Raw genomic sequence first — 11,458 nt, 5'->3', positions numbered from 1 at the left:
GCGTTTTGTCCGCATCAGCAACGTTTATAAATATACCAAGATTTTTGCCTTTCGTCAATACTTTTTACAAAGTTTTTTTAATAAAGATGAAAAAAGATTAATTTAGTGTATAAATTGCTGATTAAATAGGGATTTTAAAACATTATGTTGTATAAATTTGCATTCCTTTTTCTTCAAACTGTTCTTTTAAGACTGGATCTATTTCTTTTCCAGTGATAATGGAAGAGATTTCGTCTAAGGCTGCGTATTTGTATAGAGATATGCGGCCGAACTTGGTGTGATCTGTTACTAGGATGACTTCATCGGCTGAGTGGAGCATTTGTTGTTTGGCTGGGATTAAGTATTCGTCGTAGTGCATTAAGCCTTTGTCAATGTCTAATGCTGGTGTGGTTACGAATGCTTTATGTACGTGAATGCTCTGCAAGGTTCCACTTGTTATCATGCCATTAAGAATGAATGTTTCTGGGTAGATAACGCCGCCTGTTACGATTACTTTGGACGGAGAGAAGCGCATAATGGAAGCTACGTTGATATCATTTGTTATGACGGTTAGCTTAGAACGGTCTTTTAGAGCTGTTGCGATGTGTCCGGTTGTTGTTCCGGCGTCGAGAATGATTGTATCGCCATCTTTGACCATTGTGGCTGCTAATGTGGCGATGCGTTGCTTTTCTTCGTAGCGCACTTCGCTTCGTTTTTTCCAGTTGGGTTCGGAAACTACTTTTTCTTCTATCATAACTCCGCCATGGGTTCTTTTTAGTTTTTTGTCTTTTTCTAGTGAGGTTAAATCGCGGCGAATGGTTGCTTCGTGGACTTCAAAATGTTTGGCTAGTTCGCTAACGGTTGCTATTTTGCGGCTTTTGACATATTGGACGATGGCGCGTTTTCGTTCGATAGATAGCATTTCTTGCCCTCCTTTTGTTTAACTATATGGTAACTCCAATAGAAGAAAATCGCAAACAAACAAAAAACCTTGGAGCGATTGGCCCCAAGGTTTGGAAATGAAAATTAGTCATTTAAGCGTTTTTCTAGTTCTGCTTTTTTATCTTCGAAGCCTGGTTTACCAAGCAATGCGAACATGTTGGCTTTGTATGCTTCTACGCCTGGTTGGTCAAATGGATTTACGCCATTTAGGTAACCGCTGATAGCTACTGCTTTTTCAAAGAAGTATACTAGGTAGCCGAATGTGTAAGCATCTAGTTCTGGTACTTCTACAACAAAGTTTGGAACTTCGCCGTCTGTATGCGCTAAAAGAGTTCCTTCGAATGCTTTTGTATTAACGAAATCAACTGTTTCACCTGCAAGGTAATTTAATCCATCTAAATCTACGTCTTCTTTATTGATAGTTAAGTTGTGGCGCGGTTTGTCCACTTTGATAACTGTTTCAAAAAGATTGCGACGTCCGTCTTGGATATATTGACCGATCGAGTGTAAATCTGTGGAGAAGTTAGCGCTGGATGGGTAAATACCTTTTTTGTCTTTACCTTCACTTTCGCCGAATAATTGTTTCCACCACTCGTTAAAGTATTGCAAGCCTGGCTCGTAGCTGATCAGAAGTTCTGTTACTTTGCCTTTACGGTAAAGAACGTTACGAGCTGCTGCATATTGGTATGCAATGTTGTTTTTCAGTTCTGGTTTGTCGAAATCTTTACTTGCTGCTGCTGCTCCGTTCATAAGAGCATCGATGTCAACACCGCTAACTGCGATTGGAAGTAACCCTACTGCAGTTAAAACGGAGAAACGTCCACCAACGTCATCTGGAACAACAAATGTTTCGTAGCCTTCGTTGTCAGATAATGTTTTTAGAGCGCCTTTTGCTTTATCAGTTGTAGCGTAAATGCGTTTTTTCGCGCCTTCTTCGCCATATTTTTTGATTAAAAGTTCTTTGAATACACGGAAAGCGATTGCAGGCTCTGTTGTTGTTCCTGATTTAGAAATAACGTTAACAGAGAAGTCGCGGTCGCCAACTACTTCAATAAGGTCATGTAAGTAGGAAGAACTAATGCTATTTCCCGCAAAGAATACTTGAGGTGTTTTACGCGCACCTTTTTCAAGTACATTATAGAAGGAATGATTTAAAGTTTCGATAGCTGCGCGTGCTCCTAGGTAAGAACCACCGATACCGATAACTATTAGAACTTCTGAATCGCTATGGATTTTTTCTGTTGCTTTTTTGATACGAGCAAATTCTTCTTTGTCGTAATCTGTTGGTAAGTTAATCCAACCAAGCGCATCGTTCCCAGCACCTGTACCGTTATGTAATGCATCATGAGCTGCTTTTACTGCTGGTTCAAGATAATCAAGTTCGCGTTCTTCAAAAAAACGGAGCGCTTTGGAATAATCAAATTTAATATGTGTCATTATTTTCCCTCCAAATTTTAAAAAAGTTTCTTTACTAACTTTATATCAATCAGTGCTTTTTAGCAAGGCTTGACCTTGTGAAATTTGAGCCTTTTTGAAAATTAGGTATAGTTTTCATATAAGACTCCCTCGCTTCGGACCAGTTCATTTAAGGATAATTGGTCTACAGCTAATAGATCGTCTGCTAGCGGAATGGGTATCCACTTTACGCGAAAAGCATTGTCATTGTTTGAAGCGAGCATTGCATCGCCAACTGGTTTTGCTCGGAAGACAAATGTACAAACATGCTCCCATGTAGCACGCCGCTCTTTGCAATGTAAAATAGACTCTATTTCTATATCGATATTTGTCTGCTCTTTTACTTTGCTTGCGAGTGCCTCTTCCATCGTTTGATTTGTTTCCACGTGCCCACCTGGAAATGCCCAAGCTAGGTTGCGATCCCTTACTACTAGTATCTCGTCTTTCTTTTCGTTATATACAAATGCTTGCACATGAATAGATCTTTTCACAAAAATCCCCCTTTTGACTAATTTATACTATTGAATAAATAGAAAATTACTACTAACTATTCCCTTTTTCTAAAATTTTAGTCAATTAAATTTATCAGCCTAGCTATTTAACCCGAAAAAGGGCTTGATAACAGGCTGATACAGGGTTTTATTTATCTGCTTTTTTAATCCATTCCTCTAATTTGTCGCGTAAAGTGTTAAAACCTTCATCGTTTTCGCTAGATGAAACTGGTTTCTTTTTAGCTGGTTGTTCTTTTGGTGTTTCTTCTGTCGCTCTAATAGAAAGACTGATTTTATTTTTTTCTTCGTCGATATCTAGAATTTTCACTTTGACTTCTTGACCAACTTCTAGAAAATCATGGATATCTTTGACAAAACCATGTGTGATTTCCGAAATATGAACTAAGCCTTGTGTTGAATTATCTAGTGCTACAAATGCGCCGTAGCTTTGAATTCCTGCAATTTTGCCAGAAACTACATCTCCTACTTTGAATGTACTCATCCTCATTCCACCTACTTTCAACCTTACAATATTTTATAAATTATAACACTTAGGCGAAACTTTAACAATTATTCTAAATCCTTCTATAGCGAGCTTTTAAGGTGCAATTCGTGCTATAATTGAGGCGAATTAAAGATAAGGAGCGTGACATATTTGAGTCAATTTGATGAAGTCATTCCGCGTATTGGAACTAATTCAGAAAAGTGGGATGGAGCAGAAGAATTATTTGGCAGAAAAGGCATTATTCCAATGTGGGTAGCGGATATGGATTTCCGTGCGCCGCAGCCTGTACTTGATGCATTTCAGCGTCAAATCGATCATGGGATTTTTGGTTATTCCACAAAGTCTGAAGCACTTGTCGAAGCTGTTATTGATTGGAACAAAGAGCAACACCAGTTTGAAATCGATCCAAGCACGCTGTTTTTTAACGGAGCGGTTGTTCCGACTATTTCGTTAGCTATTCGTTCTCTAACAAATGAAGATGATGCCGTTCTAATGGTTTCGCCAATTTATCCGCCATTTTTCAATGTAACAAAAGCTACCGAGCGAAAAGTTGTTATGTCACCGCTAAAATACGAAAACCAGCAGTATCGGATGGATTTTAATGATTTGGAAAAACGGATGAAAGAAGAAAATGTCAAATTGTTCCTTCTATGTAATCCGCAAAATCCTGGTGGTCGTTGTTTCACAAAAGAGGAACTCGTGGAACTAGCGAAGTTATGCGAGAAATACCAAATCCCGATTGTTTCGGATGAAATTCATGCTGATTTAGTGATGAAAAACCATAAACATGTGCCGATGATGGTTGCAGCGCCATTTTACCACGATCAAATTATCACTTTGATGGCTGCTACGAAGACATTTAACTTGGCGGCTATTAAAGCTTCCTACTATATTATTACGAATAAAGAGTACCAAGCCAAATTTGCCGCAGAGCAAAAGTACGCTACGACTAACGGGCTCAATGTCTTTGGGATTGTTGGTACAGAGGCGGCATACCGTCACGGGGCAGACTGGCTGAAAGAACTGAAAGAATATATTTATAGCAACTATGAGTATGTCAAAGCGGAACTTGAAAAAGAAGTGCCTGAAGTTGGCGTGACAGATTTAGAAGCGACTTACTTGATGTGGCTTGATTGTCGCACACTTCCAAAAGACGAAAAAAGGATTTACAATGATTTAATCGAAGCTGGTGTCGGTGTTCAAATGGGTTCTGGTTTCGGTCATTCTGGCAAAGGTTTTGTTCGTTTCAACATTGCCTGTCCAAAAGAAACATTGGAAAAAGCCGTGAAACTTCTGATTCAAGGCTTAAAAAAATAATTTACTTGAGAGAAACTAAGTCGCAAATACTTAGTTTCTTTCTTTAGGAAATTGAATATAGCTTTGGTATACTATTCTTTGGAAAGTGAAATAATGTGCATTTTCCATTTACATAAATTTAAAGGAGTTGGTATAACCGATGTTTTTAGGGCTTCGTGAATTAGTTTATTCTAAGTTGCGCTATATTTTAGTAACAGGCATCATGGTTTTAATTATGTTACTGTCACTTATTTTATCTGGGCTGGCAAATGGCCTTGCTTATGATAATGCTTCATCTGTCGCAGATAACGGGGTTCCATATTATGTTCTCAGCAAAGACGCCCAAGACAAATTATCGAGATCTCAGTTCCCAGAATCCAAGCTCGCTGATGTGAAAAAAGATGCGAACGTGAAGGATGCTGCGGTACTTGGACAATCGATGCAAACTTTAAAACGGGAAAGTGACAGCAAAAAATTTAGTGTGGCACTTTTCGGTATTCAACCAGATAGCTTTCTCGCTCCAAAAATTTCTGACGGAGCTAACATACAAGTAACAAAACCTGACGAAATCGTCGTCGATTCTTCCTTAAAATCAGACGGAATCAAAATTGGCGATGTTTTAATGGATGATATTTTAAATAGAGAATTAACAGTTGTCGGCTTTACGGAAAACCAAAAGTACAGTCACGCTCCTGTTGTTTATATTAATATCGCGACTTGGCAAGAAATCAATCCTGTTTTATATCACCAAAAAATCCCGCAAACAAGTACTATTGCAATTAAAACAGACGATCCTGATAAAGGTGTAACCCTTTCGGATAAAGATTTAACGACGATCGATCATAAAGCGTTTTTAAATCAAATTCCAGGTTATTCCGCGGAGCAAATGACGCTTAACATGATGATTTTCTTCTTAATCATTATCGGCGGATTTATTTTAACGGCTTTCTTCTATGTAATGACGCTCCAAAAAACAACGCAATTTGGTATTTTGAAAGCACTTGGAACGAAAACAAGTTACTTAGTTAAGAGCATTATTACCCAAGTAGTGATTATTTCGATTATTAGTATTTTAATTAGTGTCGGAGTAACGCTGATTTTACCAAGCATCATGCCAGCAGCGATGCCATTTAGATTAAGTCCGATGACGATTGCACTTTATAGTGGCTTGTTCTTCCTAGTTGCCCTATTCGGCGCACTTCTATCACTTAGACGAATCGCTAAAGTAGACGCACTAGATGCTATTCGAGGAGGTGACGAATAATGGAAACTCTACTATCTTTCGAGAAAGTGTATAAAGATTACCCATCCGGCCCTTCAATTATTCATGCACTGAAGGAAACCAATTTCGAAGCGAAAAAAGGAGAACTAATTGCGATTGTCGGCCCAAGTGGTTCTGGTAAAAGTACGCTGCTTTCTCTTGCTGGCGCGCTGTTATCTCCGACTGGCGGAACGATTTCAATTAATGATAAGTCCGTCGGGAATTTATCTTCCAAAGAACAAACCGCACTACGCTTAGAAGAAATCGGCTTTATTTTCCAAGCAGCTCATCTGGTTCCTTACTTACATGTAAAAGACCAAATTAGCTTTATTGGAAAAATGGCTGGTAAAAGCGCGGCGGAACTTGAAAAAGATACGTCGTCACTTCTCAGTCAACTCGGCATTAGCGATCGCGCGAATTTCTATCCAAAAGATTTATCTGGCGGTCAAAAGCAACGTGTCGCTATTGCTCGCGCGCTTATTAATCAACCTTCCGTTATTTTAGCCGATGAGCCTACTGCGAGTCTTGATACTGAAAGAAGTCGCGAAGTTGTCGAGCTTATCCGTAATGAAGTTGTGCAAACAAGTCGAACTGCGATTATGGTAACGCATGATGAACGTATGCTAGATTTAGTCAACCATGTGTATCGTATGGAAGACGGGATTCTTACCCAAGAAAGCTAAAAAACCTGCGTGGCTTAAATGCCACACAGGTTTTTTTACTGTTTATTTTTGGAAGCCGTTAATTAAATCTAATGCTTGGCCTAGTACTTTTTCACCGTTCATTGTACCGTATGCTGCCATGTCGATTACATCTACTGGAATTTTCCCAGCAGCTAGTTCATCAACTGTTTTTTTCTGATAACGCACTTGTGGTCCTAAAAGTACTACATCTGCATCGTCAATTAAGTTACTTACTTCAGCAATGGAGTATGCTTCAATTTCGCAAGCTTCTCCGCGATCTTCTGCTGCTTTACGCATTTTTGTTACTAAAAGGCTTGTTGACATCCCTGCCGCACATACTAAAACAATATTTTTCATCGTAATCTTTCCTTTCAGATTAAGGCTGCTTTTTTTGTACACTCTTATTATAACTACCTTTAGCTTTTTAAACAAGTAAACTACTGGAGCCACGAGAAAATAATTAAAAATGCGAAAAACCATTGCGATTTCACGGAAAAAGAGCGATAATAGACAATAACTTTATCCGAAAGGTCAGAAAATTTCGCATCATTCGAAAACAGCACTTTCGGAAGCTAAAAAAATCAGATCAGGAGTGTGTTGCATGAAAGTAATTAAATTTGGCGGAAGCTCTTTAGCATCGGGTATTCAATTAAATAAGGTGTTCCAACTTGTAGCGGAGGATCCTGACCGGAAAATCGTCGTTGTTTCTGCTCCAGGGAAACGATTCAAGGAAGATACCAAAGTGACCGACTTACTTATTGACTGCGCGGCAAAGGCACTTCTTGGTGAAGATACGAGCGAATTGTTTGAATCTGTCATCGCTAGATATGCGGGGATTGCGCTTGATACGGGAATGAGCGATGTAGTTATTAAGCAAATCCGCGCAGACTTACAAGCAACCATTTCGTCTGACAAAAGCGATCCTGATAAATTTTTAGATCGTATGAAAGCTAGTGGCGAAGATAATAACGCAAAATTAATCGCCGCCTACTTTAAATTTAAAGGCTTAAATGCACATTATGTTAATCCAAAAGATGCTGGTTTATTCGTAACTGACGAACATGCAAGTGCACAGGTTTTACCAGAGTCTTATGACCATTTGTTTGCGCTTCGTGAACGTGAAGGCATTATTGTTTTCCCAGGATTTTTCGGTTATACGAAAGATGGGGAAATCAGTACATTTTCCAGAAGTGGTTCTGATATTACTGGAGCGATTGTGGCGAATGGTGCGCAAGCTGAGTTGTACGAGAACTTTACTGATGTTGATGCAGTTTACGCGGTCAACCCCGCCATCGTGAAAAATCCGAAAAAGGTACTTGAGCTTACTTACCGGGAAATGCGCGAACTTTCGTATGCCGGCTTCTCCGTTTTTCATGATGAAGCATTAATTCCAGCGTTCCATGCGGGCATTCCGGTGCATATTAAAAATACGAACAATCCCGATTCTTGTGGTACGCGGGTTGTTCATGAACGTGAAAATAGTAATGGCCCCGTTGTTGGGATTGCTAGTGATGACGGTTTTTGTAGCATTTATATTAGTAAATATTTGATGAACCGAGAAATTGGCTTTGGGCGGAAAGTGTTACAAATTTTGGAAGATGCTGGGTTGAACTACGAGCATATGCCATCGGGGATTGATGATTTAACAATTATTATTCGTGAAAATCAGTTTGGCGAAGATACGGAGCGGACGATTATGTCTCGTTTGAAAGAAGAATTGAATGGGGACCAAGTGATTATGCAGCACGGGATTTCGCTGATTATGGTTGTTGGTGAAGCGATGCGCCATAACGTTGGGATAACTTCGCGTGCTTCAAAAGCTTTATCGGATGCGAAAGTTAATATTGAAATGATTAATCAAGGTTCTTCTGAAGTGAGCATTATGTTTGGCGTAAAAGAAGAACAGGAAGATACGGCCGTTCGCGCTTTGTATAATGAGTTCTTTTCGGAAGTTTTAGTTTAAAAAGAAAACAAGTTTTTCATCCTAATTGATGAGAAACTTGTTTTTTGTTATTTATTTGCTTCTTCTAGCTGATAACTTTTGCTTATTACATCGATAATATGATCGTATGTGCTGATTCGGTAATGGGTGAAGTCTTGGCTGTTGTAATCACTTCTTATTTTTACTCGTTCGTTTATTAAATCAGAGTCCTCGATTATTTCAAAATTGCTTTGGCTTTTTAACCAACTTGAACTCCATTTACTTTTTTCGTAGGTATCAAGTTCGGTTGATGAATAGAAAATAAGGTCTTTAAAAATCATCTTTAGGAGGATGCTTTCTTCTTCGAGATCAATTTCTACGGATAGCGTGAGTTGTTCAGGTGTTTGATGTAAGCAGATAAGCCATGTTTTGTCTCTGCCGTAGATTAGTTGGTTGTTGATTTTTATTGGGTGGGAATTTTCCACGGATATAAGTCCCCTATCTGTAATCATTTTTAGTTGTTTAGGCCTTAGAAAAGAGCACTTTCCTATTTTGGGAAAAGTGCTCTCAATTCATTACTTAATATTAATCTTCTCAATCACAACGTCATTCACTGGTTTGTCTTGCATGCCAGTTGGTAGGTTGGCGATTTCGTCTACTACGTCCATGCCTTCGATTACGTGACCGAAAACTGTATGGCGTCCGTCTAACCATGGTGTTCCGCCTTGTTTGTAGGCTTCGATAACTTCTACTGGGAAGCCAGCTTGTTCCATTTGGCCAAGCATGTCAGTAGGCATATCTGGTTTTTGAACGATGAAGAATTGGCTGCCGTTTGTGTTTGGACCAGCGTTTGCCATGGATAGAGCTCCGCGTAAGTTGAAAGCTTCTGTAGAGAATTCATCTTCAAAAGATTCGCCCCAAATGCTTTCACCACCAGTACCGCGGCCATCTGGGTCGCCACCTTGGATCATGAATTCAGGGATAACACGGTGGAAAATAAGGCCATCATAGTAGCCGTTTTTGGAGTGTGTAACAAAGTTTTCTACTGTTTTTGGTGCGATTTCAGGGAACAATTTGATGCGGATAGTTCCTCGGTTTGTAATCATTTCTGCTTCGATTTCGTTAGGTGCCACTTCTTTTGATAATTGTGGGTAAGTCATATTGTAAAAACTCCTTCTTTTGTTTAAATTTATTGTTTACTAACGTAGCCAAATAATAAGTAAATTAACAACGACAGCAATCAGATACAGTACTAGTATAACAGCTGAAACCCAAATGACAATTTTTTTAACCAAAAATGCACATCCTTCACTTTATTTTTCATTCGCTACCTTTTATTCTATAATGAAAAGGACAGTTTTAACAATAATACGAATAGAGATGATTCTTTTATGACAACTCGAACACGGAATTTGTACATCTTAATGCTGGCAAACTTGTTGATGTCAGCCAGTATGACAATGATTATGCCGTTTTTATCTCTCTACATCGAAACTTTTGGTGATTACAGCAATGCGTATGTGCAAAGATGGGCCGGCTATATTTTTGGCGTAACATTTTTAATTGCCTTTATCTTTTCGCCGATTTGGGGGCGGATTGGTGATAAGCATGGTTATAAAGGGATTTTGATACTGACTTCAGTCGGTTTATCAGTTTGTATTTTTTTGATGGGATTTGCGCATTCTGTCACTTACTTGCTAATTTTGCGGATTTTTATGGGGGTTGTAACTGGCTTTATCGGTGTTAGTAATGCGTTTATTGCACGGCAAACGCCTCGGAATGAAGCTGGGAAAATTCTCGGTACTTTGCAACTCGGCGGTGTGACAGGTATGCTTTTCGGTCCACTGATTGGTGGCGCGATGGCGGATTTATTCGGTTTTAAGGATACCTTTACGATTACTGGGATTGCGATGATGGTCGCGGCTTTGATTGTCGCTTTTGGTGTCAAAGAAATTCGGACCGAGGAACAAAAAGAAGCGGCCAAAGTGGTCTATTCTCGTCGGGCGGTATTGAAACAAATTTTTACGCTACGAGTTCTGTTTACGGTGATGGTCATTACTGCGTTAATACAAATTGCTAACTTTAGTGTTCAACCATTACTTGCGCTTTACGTTGGTGATATGACAAATTCGGATAATATTGCGTTTTTGTCGGGGCTGGCTTTTTCTGCAACGGGTTTTGGGAATTTAGTGATGACGCGAAAATGGGGACAACTTGGCGATAAATATGGGTATGAGAAAATACTGAATATCTTGTTGATTATGGCAGCAGTTTTTGTCATTCCGCAAGCTTTCGCGACGAATCTTTGGGTATTTATCTTCTTCCGCTTTTTATTCGGAATCGCGATTGGCGGGATGGTGCCATGTACGACGGCGTATATTCGGCTTGCCGCTCCTGGAGTTATGCAGGGTGAGATGCTAGGTTACAACCAAAGCGCTCGTTTTCTAGGAAATGTGATTGGGCCAATTCTTGGTGGAACGCTCGCTGGTTTCACAGGAATCCCAAGCGTTTTCTTGTTTATGAGTTTTATGTTTCTCGTGGCGTTTTTCATTTTACTTTATGCGCTTCATTCCGATCGAAAACGACATGTGAACGTCGATTAAACTTTCTCAAACCTGAGATTTTTCTTGGGTTTGTTTTTTTGTTCTTCCTATTTAATTGTTTTTTAAATTTCCGTAAATTGATTTATAAAGTTAAGTTTCTTGCCTTTTTTTCAGATAAAAAAGTATGTTATAATAAAAAATATAAAAGTACGGCGTTTATTTGGGTACTCGTGAATAGTAAGGTTGTTGAAATTTAATGAGTTAGCTTGATTTTCTAAAGTTTTAGTTACGGCTATGTTTCATTAAATGTAAGTACTTGCTTAAAAAATAATGGTTTCCTGTTTTTATTTTCACATTTCCAGGATGAGTTTCCGTATAAAAA

The 11,458-nt window shown here is 39.0% G+C and carries 12 protein-coding genes; 5 read left to right on the top strand and 7 right to left on the bottom strand.

The annotated features are described in order from the left end of the window. Positions 1 to 142: 142 nt before the first annotated feature. From HCB49_RS13500 to yugI, 4 genes are all read right to left on the bottom strand, one after another. Entirely contained in the window at positions 143 to 901 is a 759-nt protein-coding gene (locus tag HCB49_RS13500) for a DeoR/GlpR family DNA-binding transcription regulator (RefSeq protein ID WP_003722392.1), read from the bottom strand. A gap of 104 nt (positions 902 to 1,005) precedes the next feature. Further along, positions 1,006 to 2,358, bottom strand: a complete 1,353-nt coding sequence (locus HCB49_RS13495) for a glucose-6-phosphate isomerase (RefSeq protein ID WP_185397055.1) — start codon at positions 2,356 to 2,358, stop codon at positions 1,006 to 1,008. A gap of 101 nt (positions 2,359 to 2,459) precedes the next feature. After that, entirely contained in the window at positions 2,460 to 2,867 is a 408-nt protein-coding gene (locus HCB49_RS13490) for an NUDIX hydrolase (RefSeq protein ID WP_185605230.1), read from the bottom strand. A 148-nt stretch (positions 2,868 to 3,015) separates the two neighbouring features. Then, on the bottom strand, positions 3,016 to 3,369 hold the full coding sequence (gene yugI / locus HCB49_RS13485; RefSeq protein WP_185605229.1) for a S1 domain-containing post-transcriptional regulator GSP13: 354 nt from the start codon (positions 3,367 to 3,369) through the stop codon (positions 3,016 to 3,018). Between the two features lie 153 nt (positions 3,370 to 3,522). On the opposite strand from yugI, the gene HCB49_RS13480 reads away from it, so the two are divergent. The 3 genes from HCB49_RS13480 to HCB49_RS13470 all read left to right on the top strand — a co-directional run bounded on the left by HCB49_RS13480 (position 3,523) and on the right by HCB49_RS13470 (position 6,612). Next, positions 3,523 to 4,689 (top strand): MalY/PatB family protein, encoded by a 1,167-nt coding sequence (locus tag HCB49_RS13480; protein WP_185605228.1) that lies wholly within the window; start codon positions 3,523 to 3,525, stop codon positions 4,687 to 4,689. A gap of 139 nt (positions 4,690 to 4,828) precedes the next feature. Then, a complete protein-coding gene (locus HCB49_RS13475; protein ID WP_008948626.1) occupies positions 4,829 to 5,932 on the top strand; it encodes an ABC transporter permease in 1,104 nt (367 codons plus the stop codon). Next, positions 5,932 to 6,612: an ABC transporter ATP-binding protein gene (locus tag HCB49_RS13470; protein ID WP_185605227.1), complete on the top strand. Its 681-nt coding sequence runs from the start codon at positions 5,932 to 5,934 to the stop codon at positions 6,610 to 6,612. Before HCB49_RS13475 ends, HCB49_RS13470 begins: the two co-directional genes overlap by 1 nt. Positions 6,613 to 6,654: 42 nt before the next feature. Here the strand turns inward: HCB49_RS13470 and HCB49_RS13465 are convergent, their stop codons facing one another. Further along, positions 6,655 to 6,969 (bottom strand): PTS sugar transporter subunit IIB, encoded by a 315-nt coding sequence (locus tag HCB49_RS13465; protein WP_185392256.1) that lies wholly within the window; start codon positions 6,967 to 6,969, stop codon positions 6,655 to 6,657. A 244-nt stretch (positions 6,970 to 7,213) separates the two neighbouring features. Between HCB49_RS13465 and HCB49_RS13460 the strand changes: the two genes are divergently transcribed. Then, positions 7,214 to 8,575 (top strand): aspartate kinase, encoded by a 1,362-nt coding sequence (locus HCB49_RS13460; RefSeq protein WP_185605226.1) that lies wholly within the window; start codon positions 7,214 to 7,216, stop codon positions 8,573 to 8,575. Positions 8,576 to 8,622: 47 nt separating this feature from the next. Here HCB49_RS13460 and HCB49_RS13455 read toward each other — a convergent pair whose 3' ends face one another. Both HCB49_RS13455 and HCB49_RS13450 read right to left on the bottom strand, forming a co-directional pair. Beyond that, on the bottom strand, positions 8,623 to 9,018 hold the full coding sequence (locus HCB49_RS13455; protein ID WP_185605225.1) for a hypothetical protein: 396 nt from the start codon (positions 9,016 to 9,018) through the stop codon (positions 8,623 to 8,625). A 90-nt stretch (positions 9,019 to 9,108) separates the two neighbouring features. Beyond that, positions 9,109 to 9,693, bottom strand: coding sequence for a peptidylprolyl isomerase (locus HCB49_RS13450; protein ID WP_185605224.1), 585 nt, complete (start codon positions 9,691 to 9,693; stop codon positions 9,109 to 9,111). 162 nt (positions 9,694 to 9,855) lie between these two features. Between HCB49_RS13450 and HCB49_RS13445 the strand changes: the two genes are divergently transcribed. Then, positions 9,856 to 11,136: a lmo2377 family MFS transporter gene (locus tag HCB49_RS13445; RefSeq protein ID WP_514130489.1), complete on the top strand. Its 1,281-nt coding sequence runs from the start codon at positions 9,856 to 9,858 to the stop codon at positions 11,134 to 11,136. Positions 11,137 to 11,458 lie beyond the last annotated feature (322 nt).

The sequence above is a fragment of the Listeria cossartiae subsp. cayugensis genome, assembly GCF_014229095.1.
Lineage (GTDB): Bacteria > Bacillota > Bacilli > Lactobacillales > Listeriaceae > Listeria > Listeria cayugensis.
Note: the sequence above shows the minus strand (reverse complement) of the source record. Positions and strands in the feature narration are given on the sequence as shown.